Annotated in this window: 12 protein-coding genes; 2 read left to right on the forward strand and 10 right to left on the reverse strand. The window is 67.4% G+C overall.

Features of this window, described 5'->3' with window-relative positions; translation table 11 throughout:
* Window positions 1-192: 192 nt before the first annotated feature.
* The 8 genes from zomB to OG203_RS24455 all read right to left on the reverse strand — a co-directional run bounded on the left by zomB (window position 193) and on the right by OG203_RS24455 (window position 10,036).
* The gene (zomB, locus tag OG203_RS24420; RefSeq protein WP_405159597.1) at window positions 193-2,154 is read right to left on the reverse strand and encodes a flagellar motor control protein ZomB; all 1,962 of its coding nucleotides are present in this window, start codon (window positions 2,152-2,154) and stop codon (window positions 193-195) included.
* Window positions 2,155-2,158: 4 nt separating this feature from the next.
* Window positions 2,159-3,085: a decaprenyl-phosphate phosphoribosyltransferase gene (locus OG203_RS24425; RefSeq protein WP_405159598.1), complete on the reverse strand. Its 927-nt coding sequence runs from the start codon at window positions 3,083-3,085 to the stop codon at window positions 2,159-2,161.
* A gap of 79 nt (window positions 3,086-3,164) precedes the next feature.
* On the reverse strand, window positions 3,165-3,716 hold the full coding sequence (locus OG203_RS24430; protein ID WP_405167991.1) for a phosphatase PAP2 family protein: 552 nt from the start codon (window positions 3,714-3,716) through the stop codon (window positions 3,165-3,167).
* A gap of 142 nt (window positions 3,717-3,858) precedes the next feature.
* Window positions 3,859-5,877, reverse strand: a complete 2,019-nt coding sequence (locus OG203_RS24435) for a glycosyltransferase (protein WP_405159599.1) — start codon at window positions 5,875-5,877, stop codon at window positions 3,859-3,861.
* A complete protein-coding gene (gene glf / locus OG203_RS24440) occupies window positions 5,874-7,103 on the reverse strand; it encodes a UDP-galactopyranose mutase (RefSeq protein ID WP_405159600.1) in 1,230 nt (409 codons plus the stop codon). Before glf ends, OG203_RS24435 begins: the two co-directional genes overlap by 4 nt.
* Before the next feature lie 494 nt (window positions 7,104-7,597).
* Window positions 7,598-8,188, reverse strand: a complete 591-nt coding sequence (locus OG203_RS24445) for a hypothetical protein (RefSeq protein ID WP_405159601.1) — start codon at window positions 8,186-8,188, stop codon at window positions 7,598-7,600.
* A 72-nt stretch (window positions 8,189-8,260) separates the two neighbouring features.
* Window positions 8,261-9,016: a MerR family transcriptional regulator gene (locus tag OG203_RS24450; protein WP_405159602.1), complete on the reverse strand. Its 756-nt coding sequence runs from the start codon at window positions 9,014-9,016 to the stop codon at window positions 8,261-8,263.
* An 84-nt stretch (window positions 9,017-9,100) separates the two neighbouring features.
* Window positions 9,101-10,036 carry an EamA family transporter gene (locus tag OG203_RS24455; RefSeq protein ID WP_405159603.1) on the reverse strand — a complete coding sequence of 312 codons (936 nt, stop codon included), beginning with the start codon at window positions 10,034-10,036 and terminating at the stop codon, window positions 9,101-9,103.
* A gap of 107 nt (window positions 10,037-10,143) precedes the next feature.
* On the opposite strand from OG203_RS24455, the gene OG203_RS24460 reads away from it, so the two are divergent.
* Window positions 10,144-10,644 (forward strand): MarR family winged helix-turn-helix transcriptional regulator, encoded by a 501-nt coding sequence (locus OG203_RS24460; RefSeq protein ID WP_405159604.1) that lies wholly within the window; start codon window positions 10,144-10,146, stop codon window positions 10,642-10,644.
* A gap of 108 nt (window positions 10,645-10,752) precedes the next feature.
* Here the strand turns inward: OG203_RS24460 and OG203_RS24465 are convergent, their stop codons facing one another.
* Complete coding sequence (locus OG203_RS24465; RefSeq protein WP_405159605.1) at window positions 10,753-13,509, reverse strand: SpoIID/LytB domain-containing protein; 2,757 nt, start codon at window positions 13,507-13,509, stop codon at window positions 10,753-10,755.
* A gap of 253 nt (window positions 13,510-13,762) precedes the next feature.
* Here OG203_RS24465 and OG203_RS24470 point away from each other — a divergent pair, with 253 nt between their 5' ends.
* Window positions 13,763-16,369: an N-acetylmuramoyl-L-alanine amidase gene (locus tag OG203_RS24470; RefSeq protein WP_405159606.1), complete on the forward strand. Its 2,607-nt coding sequence runs from the start codon at window positions 13,763-13,765 to the stop codon at window positions 16,367-16,369.
* 183 nt (window positions 16,370-16,552) lie between these two features.
* On the opposite strand, the gene OG203_RS24475 is transcribed toward OG203_RS24470, so the two are convergent.
* A complete protein-coding gene (locus OG203_RS24475; protein ID WP_405159607.1) occupies window positions 16,553-17,392 on the reverse strand; it encodes an HAD family hydrolase in 840 nt (279 codons plus the stop codon).
* Between the last annotated feature and the right edge of the window lie 73 nt (window positions 17,393-17,465).

A 17,465-nucleotide genomic window follows, 5' to 3' on the forward strand; every position in this document is an offset into this window, starting at 1 on the left:
GTCGTCTAACGATGACCCGCCGATGCCCACAACTAGTTGACGTCATGACGGGCGTACTTTCGCAGCCTAGCGCGTCATCGTGACAAGGGCGTTATCGAACCGAGACAGAGGGATGTACACAGATTTTGTGAAACCTGCCCAATGCCACCACCGGGTCCCCTGTGAAGGAGACCCAGTGTGGCTATTGATGACTCAGCGCGGCGCGGGCGCCGTGGGGAACGGATCGACCAAGCCGCAGCGCTCGATCTCGTACTTGGGCACCCGATCGATCCGGTACTTGGCGAAAGTGAGCGCGTGGCGCAGGTTGTGCCGGAAGCGCTCGAAGGTGAGCGGGTCGCGGTAGGAGATCTCCAGCGCCTCGGTGGCCGGGCAGGACATCGCGGTGCGCGCCTGGGTCACCCACTTCTCGTCCAGATACCACGGCATCCACGGCTTCTTGTCCACCATGCCGGTGTCGACGACGACCCAGTCCGGGTACAGGGCCTTGTCGTGCCCGATCCGGCCGTCGGTGAGCCGGTCGGTGTGCGCGGCGAGTGGGTAGGCCAGGCCCATCTGGTCGATGACGCGCACGTTCAGCGGGACGTTCATGCTGGTCATGCCGAGGTTGAGGAAGAAGACGGTGTGCCCGGCGCCGCCCGCCGGAATCGGCTGCGGCGGTGGGGCGATGTACCAGAACATGAACGACGGCGAGTTCAGCAGCAGGCCGCCGTTCGGGGTCTCGGCAATGTTGTCGACCATGGGCCGGATGCGCGGGTAGTCCAGGTAGTCCTCGGCCAGGATCGGATGATCGTGGCCGGTGTTGAGGACGTAGTAGACCCGCTCGTCGACGATGCCGGACGCGGTGATCTTGGTGCCGGACTTGATCGCGGTCGTGTTGGCGGCGAACAGCGCCCAGCCCGCGGTGCCGAGCAACGCGAACAGCACCACCGCGAACGACCAGTCGGCGGCCGTCGCGGCGCGCAGGCCGCCCTGCGGCAGCCGGATCGGCACCACCGCGACCGGAAGCAGCAACAGGAACAACTGCGCCAACAGCATTCGGCCGTGCATGAAGTCGCCGCCGACGCGCAGCGCGTAGACGGTGAGGATGAAGCCGCTCACCAGCACCAGGGTGACCACCGCTGCGGGCGAGTGCAGCCACTCTCGAACGCGGCGCGCGTTCCATCGCGACTGCTCCGCCGGCGCGGCATGCCGTCCGGCCGGATCCACGAGCGCGGCGGACTTACCGCGCGCCGCAACGACTCCCGCGGCGAGCAGCACGAGCAGCGGCACCCACAGGTAGTACGGGCCGACGAGATCCCAGAGGTAGATGAAGCCCTGATGCCATTTGGCGCCGCCCGCGTCCTTGGCGACCGCGGTGTTCGGGTAGGGCAGGCCGTAGTAGCCCATCCGCCAGACCTGGTAGCTCAGCGGCACCAGGCCCGCGACGACAACGATCAAGGCGCGCAACACGATCGGGCGCAGCCGCGACTCCGGCATCGGCGCGATGACGATCATCAGCAGCGCGAGCCCGCCGACCAGGGTCATCTCCGGGCGGATCAGCGGGGCGAGCCCCGCGAGGAACACCAGGCCGAACAGACCGGGCAACCGGACGCGCTCGGCCTGGCTCCAGCGGATCAGCTGCCACCACAGCAGGCCGAGCCAGCAGATCACCAGGCAGCTCTCCAGCCCCGAGGTGACGTAGTCGCGGGCGGGCGGCAGAGCGATGTAGACAAGCACCCCGGCGGGCAGCAGCAGCGCCGATTTCGGGCCGCCCCACAGCCTGCTCGCGCCGAGCATGGCGAACACGACCGCGACCATCGACAACGTGAACGCGATGCCGAGCACCACGTACTCGAGTCGCGCCTGGGTCACCCAGCTGAAGAACCAGACGATGTAGGTCCACGCGGTGCTGGTGTTGGTCTCGACGCGCTCGCCCTCGTTGAAGACGGGCCCGTTGCCTGCCAGCAGGTTGCGCACCGTGCGGAGCACGATCAGGCCGTCGTCGGCGATCCAGCGGCGCTGCCAGCCGCCGATGCCGAAAAGGACCACGGTGAGCGCGATCCCACCGACGAACGTGGCGCGGGATAGCAGGGCGAACCGCGACGCCGAGCGGGCCGGCTGCGTAGCCGGCCCCTCGTTCGCGTATTCCGTTTGCTCCACTCCCGCTACCAACATCTCGTCAGGTGAGATAGACAGCGACACCTACCGCTCCGATCAAGGCGATTGCGAGTAACTGGAGGACACGATCCCCCAGAGCGATCTCTTCAGGTTCACCGGCCTCGCCACCATCGACGTCGACCGCGTAACGCAGGATTGCGATGGTAAACGGAATCATGGAGATTGCGTACCAATTGGTGTCTTTCAGGTTGTCCTGCTGGAACGCCCACAGACCGTAGAACACCACGACCGCCGTTGCCGAGAGGGTCCAGACGAACCGCAGGTAGGTCGGCGTGTAGTACTCGAGCGACTTGCGGATCTTGGCGCCGGTACTCACCGCGATCTGCAGTTCGGCATAGCGCTTGCCCGCCGCCATGAACAGCGAACCGAACGCCATGATCAGCAGGAACCATTGCGACGGAGAGATATTCGCGGCCGCGCTACCGGCGACGGCGCGCAGCAGGAAGCCCGAGGAGACGATACAGATGTCGAGCACCGCCTGGTGCTTGAGGCCGAAGCAGTAGGCCAGCTGGATGCCGATGTAGATCGCCATCACCACGGCCAGGTTCCAGGACGCGAGGAACGATCCGGCGATCGACGCGACGAGCAGCACGACCGACAGCATGTAGGCCAGGTTCACCGGGACGACGCCAGCGGCGATCGGGCGGAACCGCTTGGTCGGGTGCGCCCGGTCGGCTTCCACGTCGAGCGCGTCGTTGACCAGGTAGATGCCGGAGGCCGCGAGACAGAACACCACGAACGCGATACCGACGTGCGCGAGCACATCGATCTCGTTGACCGTGCCAGCGGCCAGCGGGGCGGCGAGCACGAGGACGTTCTTGACCCACTGCCGCGGCCGGACAGCCTTGAACAGCCCGCCTGCCAACGTCTTCGGCGGGCCTTTGACGACCGCTTCGGCTAGGTCGGCACCAGTCGGCTCTTCACTCATGACTTCGCCTCGCTGGCGCTCGGCTCTGTCGTGTGCGAGGCACGCTGTGTCATGATTCGCTCGCTTCGCTCCCTCATGGTCAACCAAGGCTCTTTCTGTGGCGGTCATCGAGTCTCTTTTCGGCGGCAAGCACAACGGCGGCGGACGCGGCACCGAGCGCCGAACCAGCGAGCACATCGGAGGGATAGTGCACCCCGAGAACGACCCGGGACAGCAGCATCGGTGGGACGAGCACCGCTGGCAAGGGTAGCCCGGTCACTCTGCCGAGCAACACCGCTGCCGCGGTCGTCGAGGTGGCGTGCGAGGACGGGAAGCTCAGCTTGCTCGGCGTCGCCACGTTGACCTGCACCGACGGATCGTTGGGGCGGGGCCGCCGGACGATCCGCTTGATGACGATCGAGGCGGCGTGCGCGCCGACCGCGCCGACCGCGACCCCGGCCCACTGCCGACGGCGCGGCTTGTCGACGAGCCAGCCCGTCGCGGCGATGCCGACCCAGCCGAGCGCGTGCTCGCCGAAGTGCGACATGCCGCGGGCCGCCTTGATCACCTCGGGCGTGCCGATCCTGGCCTGCACCGCATTGATGATCTTCACCTCGGGCGGCGCCGGTGCGGTCGATGGCACCGCGGACACCGGCCCGCCATGGCCGTTCGTACTCTGCAGCGGCTGATTGACCGCGGTGTTGTCCGCGAGACTCACGACTCCACCTCGCTGCCGCTCGGCTCCGCCGTTCGCCTAAAGGCGCTGTGTCTTTGGTTCGCTCGCTGGCGCTCGCTCACTGCTGCTCCCCCTTCGTCTCAGCCCCGATGCCGAAGGCGTTTTCCCAGGCCGCGGTGCTGGTCAGCTGCGGATGGGCGGCGCGGTAGCGCTGTTGCATTTCGGGGAAGCGCGCGGCCAGTTCCTTGCGCAGGCGCAGCGCTTCCTTGAACAGGCCGAGGGCCTGGCGCGGGTCGCGCTTGCGGTAGACCACGCCACGTCCGTCGGCGGTGGTGACGGTAACCCCGTCGACCTGGGACAGCAAGAACCAGCGCGCGTCCAGCGTCGGAACGTTCAGCTGCGGGGTCTCGTGGTGTTGGGTGTGCGCCGGGCGGAAGTTGTGCACAACGCCCTTGGCCAGCCGGACCACCTTGGCGATCGGGTTGGCCGGCTCGGCGACGGCGCCGACCTCGAGATGGCTGGCCAGCGGCAGTTCGGTCGACGACGGCAGAATCACCGCGTCGGGGAACTGCTTGCGCAGCGCGTGCACCGCGCCGAGCGCGCTCGGCAGCAGCTGGAACAGCCGCTCCGGGCCGGCGAGGAAGTCTTTGATCGCCAGGTTCTGGATGGCGACGGTCGAATACTCGAGGCAGAGCAGGTGTTTCAGCGTCGCCTTGACCGTGTTGACCACCATGCCGCGACCGTTGCCCGGCATGTGCAGCGAGGCGACGACCAGCCGGTTGCGCAGGTGGAAGTACGCCTGCCAGTCGATGGCGTCGTCCTTGTCGCTCCACGCCATGTGCCACACCGCGGCACCGGGCAGGGTGACCGTCGAGTACCCGTGGTCCCGCGCGCGCAGCCCGTATTCGACGTCGTCCCACTTCAGGAACAGCGGCAGCGGCTGGCCGATCTCCTCGGCCACCCGGCGCGGGATCACGCAGGTCCACCAGCCGTTGAAGTCGACGTCGATGCGCCGGTGCAGCAGCTTGGAGTTGTCGCGGTCCTTGAGCGGGTACTTCGAGAAGTCGTGGTCGTATTCGACGTTCGGCGCGGAGGTCCACATGAAGATGCCGCGGTCGACGACCTCACCCATGCTGTGCAGGTGCGAACGCTCCTGCAGGTTGAGCATCTGCCCGCCGACCAGCATTGGCGACTTGGCGAACCGGGCGAAGGCCAGCGCGCGCAGGATCGAGTCGGGCTCGATCTCGATATCGTCGTCCATGTAGACGATGTACTGGGCGTCGGTGGTCTTGAGCGCCTCGTACATCACCCGGCTGTAGCCGCCGGAGCCGCCGAGGTTGGGCTGGTTGTGGATGGACAGCCGGTCGCCGAGCGGCGCGGCGGCCTCGGTGAAGCCCGGCTCGTCGACCACCTTGCGGTTGCCCTGGTCCGCGACGATCACCGCGGCGATCTTCTCCAGCACCAGCGGGTCCGAGCCAAGGGCGGCAAGGGTTTTCACCAGATCGGTGGGCCGGTTGAAGGTCGGCATGCCGACCGCGATGCTGCCCTCGTCGGGCGCCTCGACCGGCGCGTGCCAGCCGCCGGACAGCAGCGTGACCGCCGTGTCGGTGGTGATGTCGAACCAGATCCAGCCGCCGTCCTCGAACGGGCCGAGATCGGTCTCGAACTCGACGTGCACCGATTCGGCAGCTCTGCCGAATTCGCGGTACTCCCGGGGCCCTCCGTGGTTACGCTCCGCTACCTCCTCCGGGCCTGACGCTCGCACCGCGGTCGCAACGGCGAATTCCTTGCCCTGCACGTGGATTCGCGAACCGTCCGCCTTCGAGCGGTACACGTCCACCCGGCCGTGACCGGCCAGTTCCAGGCGCAGCACCACCGATCCGAGGATGCTCCAGCGCCGCCAGTAGCTCGCGGGCAGCGCGTTGAAGTAGGTGCAGAACGACACCTCGGACTCCGCGCCGATGGACAGCGAGGTGCGGGTGGCGGCGTGTGCGCGCTTGGCGTTGGTCTTGGATTCCTCGACGTAGAGGGTGCGCACGTCGAGCGGCTCACCCGGCCGGGGCAGGATGATCCGCTGCAGCAGCGATTTCGCGCGGGTCTCGGTGGTCATGTCTTCCGCAAGGGATTGGGAGGTCATTCTGCACTTTCGTCAGCGAGCGGCGCACCGGTCTCCAGGTGCGGCCGCAGCACATTGTCGAACATGCTGAGCGCACTGCCGATGGCCATGTGCATATCCAGGTACTGATAGGTGCCGAGGCGGCCACCGAAAAGGACCTTGTCCGTCGCGGTTTCCTTCTTGGCGAGCGCGCGGTATGCGGACAGCTTGGCCCGATCCTCCGGCGTGTTGATCGGGTAGTACGGCTCGTCGCCGGTCTGCGCGGAGCGGGAGAACTCGCGCATGATGACCGTCTTGTCCTTCGGGTAGTCGCGCTCCGGGTGGAAATGGCGCGGCTCGATGATGCGGGTGAAGGGCACGTCCGCGTCGTTGTAGTTCATCACCGAGGTGCCCTGGTAGTCGCCGGTCTCCAGCACCTCGGTCTCGAAATCGATGGTGCGCCAGCCGAGTTCGCCCTCTTGGTAGTCGAAGTAGCGGTCGAGCGGGCCGGTGTAGACGACCGGGGCGTCCTGGTTCGCGGCGCGCAGCTCGTCGCGCACCTCGAACCAGTCGGTGTTCACCCTGACCTCGATGAGCTCGGAGGCGGCCATGTTCTCCAGCCACTTCGTGTAACCCTCTTTGGGCAGGCCCTCGTAGGTGTCGTTGAAGTAGCGGTTGTCGAAGGTGTAGCGCACCGGCAGGCGGGTGATGTTGCCAGCGGGCAGTTCCTTCGGGTCGGTCTGCCACTGCTTGGCGGTGTAGTCGCGCATGAACGCCTCGTACAGCGGGCGGCCGATCAGCGAGATCGCCTTTTCCTCGAAGTTCTGCGCGTCCTTGCTGTCGAACTCCGCGGCCTGCTCGGCGATCAGCGTGCGCGCCTCTTCGGGGGTGAAGTAGCGGCCGAAGAACTGGGAGATCAGGCCGAGGCCCATCGGGAACTGGTAGGCCTGCCCCTTGTGCAACGCGAAGACCCGGTGCTGGTACCCGGTGAACTCGGTGAACTGGGTGACGTAATCCCACACCCGCTTGTTCGAGGTGTGGAACAGGTGCGCGCCGTACTTGTGGATCTCGATCCCGGTATCCGGGTCCGGCTCCGAGTAGGCGTTGCCGCCGAGGTGGTAGCGACGATCGATCACCAGCACGCGTTTGCCGAGCTCGGTAGCGGCGCGTTCGGCGACGGTCAGCCCGAAGAATCCGGAGCCGACGACGATCAGATCGAACTGTGAGGTGGAGGTAGCGGAGTTACCCGGGGACGATGCGACGGTCACGGGAGCCCAGAGTATCGGAAGTCCGCGCGAGGTCTGGGTGGAGTCGTGCGGCGCACATTGTGCGACCGGGTCGGCGGCCGGTTTCGTGTCCGAGCCATCCCGATTTCGCCGGTAGTTTGCCGAATAGTGGACTTGACGGCAATGGGGGCTCTATTGAATGGACAGTTCTCTGTCGCCACGCCCGTTCTCGCGTGCGGATCAGCCAGCCTTGTGCGCGGCGAGAGAATGTCTACGCAGATCCTGCTCGTCTCGCGCGGCGTCGACCAGCACGGGCTTACCGGCTCGGCGCGCTACCGAGAGACGCGACGAGATCGAGCATGTCCGCGTGGAACAGCGCGGCGGGGATCCGCGGACACGGGCCGCAGGTGGCCGTGCGCCTCGAGGGAGACCTCGCCGTGCACTCGGCCCCACGCGCGCAAAGCGAGTGCGGCGACCTCCGGAGTGCCGACGATCGAGCCGACGAGGGGTGCCAGCGGGCGGGCGATGTGGTGCGGCTAAGCGTCGATAGATCCAAAAGTCGCTTGGCTGTATGGGTTTTCGGCGCGAAAGCGTGGCGGCGGGTAGGCGACCCAGCGGGCGGTGTAGCGGGCGGAGGTCAGCAGGAAGACGGCTAGCGGCAGGATCGCGGCGGTCAGCGAGGCGATCCATTCGCGATGGAGCAGGGCGGTCAGCGTGCCGATGAGCCCGTCGAAAATGCCGTTGACCGCCTCGGCCGAATGGCTGCGCTTCGGGAGCCAGTCGATGCCGAAGTCGGGTTGGTAGCCGGTGAGTGAGCAGACGAGGGCGACCAGGGCAACCACGGTCAGCAGGCCGGAGGTGAGGATGAGGATGTAGCGGCCGGTCTCCTCGCGGCGCAGCAGCAGGATGGCGCCGTAGATGAGGGCGACCGCGGCGAGCAGGGCACCGAGGATGGCGAAGGCGGCGAGCGATTTGTCGATGTGCGGGCCGTCGCGCAGGGCGCTCAGCACGGTTCGTTCGCCCCACAGGTTGAGCAGCCCGGCACACAGGGCCAGTACTGCCGCGGTGGTCGCGACCACTCCGCTCGGCTCCGCGGCCACCCGCGGACGCTCACTGGCGTATGTCATTGCTCGGATGCCCCTCTCCGCCGACGACCGGCACGCATTCAGTATGCGTACCGGTCGTCTGTTGAGCGCGATCTACAGGTGCGTTTCGGCGTAGACGCGCATGGCGTCACGGACAAGCTCCGCAGTGCCTACGTCGTGTACGTCGTAGTTTGCCGTGAACCGAGGGTCGGCGACGTACATCTCGCCGAGGCCGATGAAGGCCTCCTTCGATACTGGGCGACCTTGCCAACCGATGCCAACCCAGCGGTGATGGCGCTCGGTGATGGCCTGCACCTCTTCGCTGTCCGGAGCGAGCCCGGCAGCGTGGGCTCGGCCGTACTCGGTGGCGATGTCCAGCTGGGTCTGCTGGAACCCCTTCTTCTCGGCCTCGCTCAGCGAGCGCCACCAGCGGTCGCCGCTTTCATAGGCGTCCTTGCCCCAGCGTTCGATCACCTCGTCCTTGTACTGAGTGTGATCGAAGCCGTCGAAAACTTCTGCGGCCATGAGTTGTTCACCTCTTTCGGTCTTCTGCAGCGTTGTTTGCACCGACTCGATCTGGCGCCGGATCCGATCCTGTTCCTGCCGAAGCAGTTCCAGGTGCGTGCGCAGCGCGGCGGCGGGGTCCTGTTGCCCGACAAGGACTTCGGCGATGACCGGAAGGCCGAGGCCGAGTTCTCGCAGCAGCAGGATGCGTTGCAACCGCACCAGGGAGTCCTGGTCGTAATAGCGATAACCGTTGGCACCGATCCGGCTTGGCGGCAACAGCCCGAGCTGGCCGTAGTGGCGCAGCGTGCGGCTGGTGGTACCGGCCGCCTTGGCCAGATCCTGGATGGACCATTCGGTGTTCACGACCCTGTTCCCCCTTCTCCTCTCGTCGGTGTTTCCAGCATGCAAGTTGACGTTACGTCAAGGTCAAGCGTCTTTATCCGCAGTTCAGCGCGTAGTCGCCAGCGCAGGCACGGCCGGTTCCGTGACGGGGACCGCCTTGGGCCTGCCCGCCATCTGGCCGAACACCGTGCCACCCAGCGCGATGACCAGGCCGAGCAGCTGCAGCGGGCTGAGCGCCTGACCGAGCGCGATCCACCCGATCACGGCGGCGGACACCGGGCTCAGCAGGCCGAGGAAGGCGACCGAGGTGGCGGGCACCTTGGAGATGCCACGGAACCAGAGCCAGTAGGCCGCCGCGGTGCCGACGATGCCGATGTACAGGTAGCCGCCGACCGCGCGGCCGTCCAGCGCGGGCGGCGCGCCCTCGACGAGCAGGGCGAGCGGCAGGATGAACAGGCCACCGACGGTGAGCTGCCAGCCGGTCAGCGCGAGCGGGCCGACCCCCGCCGGCCGTCCCCACCGCTGCGTGAGCACGGTGCCCGCCGCCATGGACGCGGCACCGGCCAGTCCGGCGATGACGCCGACGGTGTCGAGTTGCGCATTGGCCCGCAGCACAACGAGCGCGACGCCGAAGACGCCGATCAGACCGGCAATCACCTTGCGCCCGTTGGGCTTTTCGGCGAGCACGACGGTGGCCAGACCGAGCGCGAACATCGGCGCGATCGCGCCGAGCACCCCCGCGACGCCACCCGGCAGCCGGTACGCGGCAACGAACAGCAGCGGGAAGAAGGCGCCGATGTTGAGCAGACCGAGTGCGGCGGCACGCCCGATCCAGATGCCGCGCGGCAGCACCCTGGTGATGGCGAGCAGCGCGAGGCCGGCGGGCAGCGCGCGCATGAGCGCGGTGAACAGCGGGCGGTCCGGCGGCAGGAGTTCGGTGGTGATGGCGTAGGTGGAGCCCCAGACGATGGGAGTGAGGGCGGTGAGCGCCAGGGTGCCCGCGTACGAGTTTCCGGCGCGCGGGGTGGTGCTTGTCGTCATGTCGTCCGCTCCTCATTGATAATCTCAACGTTGAAATATCTACTCTCCTGGTTGCCTCAACGTCAAGTAGATCAATGTTAAGATTCTTAGAGTAGAAAGGAGCGGCCGTGGCGGACGCGGTGGATCTGTTCACCAAGCACTGGAATCGGGAGCGACCGGAGGTCGACGTCTCGCCGATGGCCGTGATCGGTCGCGTCCAACGGTTGTCGCGCCTGTTCGAGCAGGAACTCAAGCGCTTCTTCAACGAGTTCGGTGTGGAGTTCTGGGAGTTCGACGTGCTCGCCACGCTGCGCCGCTCCGGCGGCGACGAGGGACTCACCGCGGGTGCGCTGCTCAAGGTGGCCATGGTGACCTCGGGCGCGATTACCAACCGGATCGACCGGCTGGTCGCGAAGGACTTGGTCGAGCGCGTGCCGTGCCCGGAGGACCGCAGGGTGATCCGGGTCCGGCTCACCGCGGCGGGTCGCCGGATGATCGACGATGTTTTGCCGAAGCACATGGAGAACGAGCAGCGGATACTCGCGGCACTGGACCTGGAATCGCGTGAGCAGCTCGCGGGGTTGTTGCGGACGCTGACGGAATCACTTGGGGACCGTGTGCCGGACTGATCCGGAGGTGCCGAAAGCCCGGCCTAGGTGGACACTTTCGGCCACTTAACTACTTCTATCGGTGCGCCGCAACGACAAATGTCCGCGTAGACCGCCCCCACCGTGCGGTCATCGATCACCGCTACGCCACATCGCCTCCGGCGAAAGCGCCCCGCTCGTCGCATTGCCCGCCGGAACCGGAATCCCCGGCGTCGGCCGCGGCGTAGGAGTAGCCGCAGTAGTCGGCGCAAGCGTGCTCCCAGGCGACACCGAATTCCCAGGCGGCAAACCAACACCGGAAGGCGCAGACTGCGCCACAGACGGCAAACCCACACTGGACGGCGGCACCTCCGACACCGGCGCCACCCCTACGTCCGACGGATCCGACTCCGACGCCACGCCAGACGGAACCGCCCCGAACACCGACGGCACAACGGCAACGGATGAAACCGATCCGGACACCGACGGCGTATCGACAACGGGCGGAACCAATTCCGACACCGACGATGCGCTGGCATCGGACAGCGCAGGCTCGGATACCGGCGGGACCCCCGCGCCCGACGAGACGAACTCCGGCACCGGCGCCACCACCACGCCGGACAGGACCGACTCCGACACGGGTGACGCGCTCGCGCCGGACGGAACCGACTCTGAAACCGGTGCCACAACCGCAGCAGTCGACGCAGATCCAAGTAGCGGCGGCATGCTCGCACCAGCCGGGGCCGATTCGGACACCGACAGCGCGCTGGCACCAAACGAGACCGACTTCGACGCCGGCGACCGGCTGACATCGGACGGAACCGACTCGAATACCGACGGCGCATCAACAACGGGCGGAACCGATTTCGACACCGGAGACGCGTTGGCACCAGGCAGCGCAAGCTCCGATACCGGCTGTACCCCCACGCCCGACGAGACGAACTCCGACACCGGCGCCACACTCGCGCCAGATAGGACCGACCCCACGCTGACATCAGACGAGACCGACGTCGACACCGGCGACAGGCTCATATCGGACGGACCCGACTCGAACACTGACGGCGAAACAACTAGGGGCGGAAGCACTTTCGACGCCGGTGATGCGCTGGCACCTGATGGGGCGTGGGCGGATATCGGTGGGACACCGTCGGCGGACGGCGCAGATTCGGGCATCGGCGGTGCACTCGGACCTGAGGGGGTTGGCGCGGGCGCTGACGGAGCGCTGGCATTAGACGGGGCAGGTTCCGATATCGGCGGCACGCCGTCGACGGACGGTGCGGATTCAAGCACCCGCGGCGCGCTCGCACCAGAGGGGGCCGACTCGGGTGCTGACGGAGCGCTCGTATTAGACGGGGCAGGTTCCGATGTCGGCGGCACGCCGTCGACGGACGGCGCAGATTCAGGCACCCGCGGCGAACTGGCATCAGACGGGGCGGGTCCGGAGACCGGCGGCGCGCTGACACCAGACGGGGCAGGATCGGGCATCGGTGGTGCGCTCGCATCAGGCGGGAAACCGGCGCTGGCCGGGGCGGATTCAGGTACCGGTGGTGCGCTCGCAGCCGAGGGGCTGGTGCCGAGTGCAGGTGGCGCACCGGCACCGGCCGGGACGGATGCGTGCCCCGATGGTGTACTCGCACTGGGTGTTCCGGATGCGTGTGCGGCTGGATCGGGGACCATTTGGAGGAGTGTGGTGAAGTCGACGACCTGGGCGCCGAGGGTGGCTGTCGAGATGATTACCCCGTTGGTGAACATGCGATATGTTCCGGCGTGTTCCGGTAAGGACATCTCCGGGCCGAGCGGCTGGCCGACCGAGCTTGCGGCGCCGCCGATCCGGCGGTATTCGACATCGATCGGTGATTCGCCGACGGCGGCTTGTTTGCGCGGGTCCACCGGCGCGGTCGGCGCGGTCGGGGCGGTCGGGGCGAGATCGGTCAGGGCCGGGCCGACATCGAAGGTATAGATGTCGGCGGGCTCACCACCGCCGGGCGCGGAGGAGTACTCCGATCGCAGGATCCGTCCGTCGCGCAGCAGCACGGTCCCCGCGGTGGCCACGACGGCGGCGGCCGCGCGCGGATCCTCCTTCGCGGTACCGGGATACGCCTGACAGTCGGTGGTGTCACAGCTCTGCGCATACGAATAACGGTGCTCCGCAAGGACATACGAGCGCGCGGCGATCGCCTGCGCCTTCAATGCCTCGGCCCCACCCTTGTCCGCCCAGTTGGCCTGCACCTCGGCCGGGATAACGCCGAGCAGGTAGTCCTCCGCGTCGACGCGGTTGACGGTGCGCGCCTGCCCGTTCTCCATCGCCACACCGAGCGCGCCGCGATACGCCGAACCACCGCAGAGGGTGAGGTGTTCCGCGGCGGGACGGTTCGGTCCGGGGTCGATCGGATACACCCACGGATCGTCGGTCGCCGCCTGCCACAGCACGTCACCGTCGCACCCGACGGTCACCACTACGTTCGCGCCGCCGGTGGGCAGCGGGGTGAGATGAGCGGCCTGCCCCGCCTCGACCGCCCGACCGGCGACGCGGAGACCGGCGCCCGCGTAGGTGTCGAGGGTGGAGTCGTCCTGGGCGGTGAGCCGGATCCGCACGGTGTTTGCCGCAACGGTGCCGAACGTGGCGCCGGGGTAGTAGTGCCCGAGGATGTTTTCCGCGGTCCACCCATCTTGGGCGTTCGCGAACGCGCCGAGTTGACTCATCCCGCGTCCGTGGCCGGGTCCCGCCACCGTCCGATACGGCGTTTCACCCGGCCAGACCCACAGCACGAGTACGGCGCCGACGGTCAGTGTCGCGCCACCCGTGACCAGCACCGAGCGCACGGATAGCGCAGGTTGACCCGGCCCGCGCCTGCGCTGTCCCCGGCGGGCCGCTCGTTTCGCTCTGCGCGCGGATTTCACCCGCATTTGTGCTCCCCCCGTGCTCTTTCGTTCCGGTGCTGTGTGGCGTCGCATCCGTTCACTCCCACGGTATTCCGGGGCCGGGCGGATTGGATACCTGTCGGCATGTCGATCCATCCGGCCGCATTCCGAGAGCTACATTCGAGCAATCACATAATCCTCAACCAGAGGTTTAGATATGTGACAGTTGTGACTATTGTGATCGTTGATACATCAGGAAGCAACCCTGGTTTTGCACACGATCACTGGTTCGACCTGAATGGAGACGCTCGTGCCCTACCGCAAACCGAAACGTTCCTACGTCCTCCCGGTTGTCACCACGCTTGCGGTAGCGGCCCCGCTCGCGGCGCTCACGATGAGCGACTCGCCCGACTATCGCGCGACCACCGGCAGCGAGGTCGCAGCCGTACCGGCGCAACTCGCCGAGGTCGTGCTGAACTCGGCGCCCGACATCGTGCTTCCGCTGCGCGAGCTCACCGGATTGGACCTGCCGGATCTGCACCTGTCGGATCTGCGAATGCTGCCGCTGCCCGCGTCCATTCCCATTCCCGATGGCTTACCGCTGCCACCCGGCGTGCAACTACCCAAGGAAATTCCGCTACCGAAACTGAATGGTCCACATCCGGCCACTCCCGGCCAGCAGAGCGCGCCAGGTCAGAGCACCACGCCTGGATCGAACGCCACTCCCGGGCCGGGCATCACACCAGGCCAGACGCAATTTCCTGGGCAAGCCACCACGCCAGGGCAGACATTCCCGGGACAAGCCGCCGCACCAGGCCAGACGCAATTCCCAGGACAGGCCGCCGCACCAGGGCAGACACTCCCCGGACAAGCCGCCACACCAGGCCAGACGCAATTCCCCGGGCAGGCTGCCGCACCAGGGCAGACATTCCCAGGGCAAGCCGCCGCGCCAACTCAAAACACAATTCCGGGGCAGGTCCCTAATTCCGGGCAGACCGCATCGGCGCCCACTCAATCCATTCCCGGCGGCACCCGTTTCGTCGCCGATCCCGCCCGACTCGAACCTGGCACCACGCCCGACACGCCCGCACTGGCTCCCGGTGCGGTCTCCCCTGAACTGGCCGATCAGGTCGGCGCGCAGGTCAAGGAACTGACCAGGGACACACCCTTCAGCGTGGTCGCCCTCACCGCCGCCGATCTGACGAACACCACGGCATCGCTGCGTGCCCGCCAACCCGACGGCACCTGGGGCCCCTGGTTCAACACCGAACCGGTGGACACCCGCCGCACCGATCGCAGCCCCGCGGGCGGCAAGACCGGCACCGAACCGCTCTACGTCGGCACCACCAAAGCCGTACAGATGCTGGTAACCCGCAAGCCGGTCGCCGCCGCACCGGCACCGGCGGACACGGTCACCCCCGAGCCCGCACCGAAGTCAGACGATCCCGCCCAGATGTCGGGCGCGGACCTGACTGCCGTCCTCATCGATCCAGGCCGCGGCGCCATCGACGGCGCGTTGCACAAGGTCGCCGCGCCCGCGCCCGGCGGCGGACCCAAGGTGATCACCCGCGAGGGCTGGGGCGCCGACGAAAGCATCCGCTGCCAGGAACCGACCTACGACGACGGCCCGGGCAAGGACGGCCTCGGCGGCATCACCGTGCACCACACCGCCGGACGCAACGACTACACCGAGGAAGAATCCGCTGGCATCGTCCGCGCGATTTACACCTATCACGCGAAAACGTTGGGCTGGTGCGACATCGGCTACAACGCGCTGGTCGACAAGTACGGCCAGATCTTCGAGGGCCGCGCCGGCGGGCTCGATCGCGCGGTGCAGGGCGCGCACGCCGGCGGCTTCAACGAGAACACCGCGGGTATCGCGCTGATGGGCAACTACAGCTCCGAAGCGCCCACCGAAGAGTCGATCAACGCCATCGGCAACTTCATCGGCTGGCGCGCCAAGATCGCGCATCTCGACCCGGTCGGCTACACCACGATGTACTCCGAGGGGACCGAGTACACCTCCTACGCCCTCGGCCAGGCGGTGAAGCTGCCGATCGTGTTCGCCCACCGCGACGTCGGCAATACCGCCTGCCCCGGCGATGCCGCCTACGAAATGATGGATCGAATTCGCGAAATCGCCGCGAGTGTCGCGGGCGGTTCCAGCCCCGCGCCCAGCGACAACAGCACCAGTGATGGCACCGACAGCTACGCGAACAACGGCACCGGAACCGACGGCACCGCGAACAGCCAGGCCCCGCAGGCCGCGCCGCGCGCCAAGCCCGACCTCACCAAGCTGGCCGCACTCACCAAGAAGCTGCTCGGCATGGTGAACGAGAACCCCATCGCCAAGCACTGGGCCGACAAGGGCGGTCCCCATGGACCACTCGGCGCCGTGCAGACCGAGCCGCTGCCCGCCGCGCAGGGCCAGCAGTACGTCAAGTTCGCCAATGGCTACGCCTACACCGCACCGGACGGCAACGTCATCGAGGTGCTCGGCAAGATCCTCGATCGCTTCCTGCAACTCGGCGGCGACGCGGGCGTCCTCGGCCTCCCGGCAAGCGACGCCTACCCGGTGCCGAACGGTCAGCGCTCGGACTTCCAGTACGGCTCGCTGATCCTCAACCAGGTGACCGGTGTTGTCACAACGGTGTGGAAGACCTATAACGACCTGTACCAGCAGAATTCGGGCCGACCCGCACCCAACCAAGCCGGTGCACCTGCGGCCCCGGCTGAGGCTCCTACTCCCGCTCAGGTTCCGGCCCCCGCCGAATCCCCCACTCCCGCTGAAGTTCCGGCCCCAGCCGAGGTCCCGGCTCCCGCCGAACTCCCAGCGCCACAACCCGATTCCCTCCAGTTCCCGTCCCCCGAAGACTTCCTCCCGACACCCGCACCAGCAGGCTGACCCAGCACGAACCCCTCGGAGCTCGCCGCCGTGATCTACTCAACGGCCGCGAGCTCCGAGCGCGTTCACGCCCCCGCACGCGCGCACCTGATCGCCCGCCGCGCACGAAACCGCCAGTTTGTGGAACGGGTCGATGAGGCCGCATTCCTGGTGCTTGTGCGACTCGATGGTGGGGCGACTCGGTCAGATCCACCAGCGTTCGAGGATGCGGGCGACGCCGTCGTCGGCGTTGGATTCGGCGACCTCGTCGGCGGCGGCGATGGCTTCGGGGTGAGCGTTGGCCATCGCGACGCCATGGCCTGCCATCGTCAGCATCGGCACGTCATTGGGCATATCGCCGAACGCGACGATGGTCGCGGACTCGACGCCGAGGCGTTGCGCGACGATCGACAGCCCGGACGCCTTGGTGACGCCGGGTGCGGACAGTTCGATCAGACCGTGCTCGGTGGAGTAGGTGATGTCGGAACGCTCGCCGATCAGTGGGGCGAGCACCGCGCGCATGTCGGAACTGCGGGCGCCGGGGAGGCGGATCAGCATCTTGATCGCGGGGGCGTCGATGACCTCGTTGCGGGCGACCGTGGTGTCGTCCGGGTTCAGCCAGGCGTGCTCGTACAGCGGGGAGCTCACGAACTGCGGGGTGACCGCGTCGTGCGCGCTTTCGCCGACCCGTTCGGCCGCGAGCCCGCACCCTGGCAGCGCCTCCTCGGCCAGGTCCGCGATCCAGGACAGGGTCGCCACGTCCAACGTCATGCTGGCGAGCACCCGATCGGTGGCACTGTCGTAGATGACCGCCCCGTTGCCGCACACGCACAGCGGCGCGTAGCCGAGCCCGTCGACGACCGGATCGATCCAGCGCGGCGGGCGGCCGGTGGCGAGCACGAACGGCACACCGTCGCCGATCAGCGCGTCCACCGCCGCCTTGGTGCGCGCGGTGACCCGCTCGTCGTGGTCGATGAGGGTGCCGTCGACATCGGTCGCCACCATCTTCGGCTTGGGCAGGTGCAGGAGGGTCACCCATTCCATCCTGCCGGACAACCGTCTCGAAGTGGCGGGCGTGTCACCAGGAAGGTAGCCACCGGCCGAGCCGAGCCCTCAG

Origin of the sequence: Nocardia sp. NBC_01499 (assembly GCF_045040275.1) — a bacterium.
In the GTDB taxonomy this organism is placed as follows: Bacteria; Actinomycetota; Actinomycetes; order Mycobacteriales; family Mycobacteriaceae; genus Nocardia.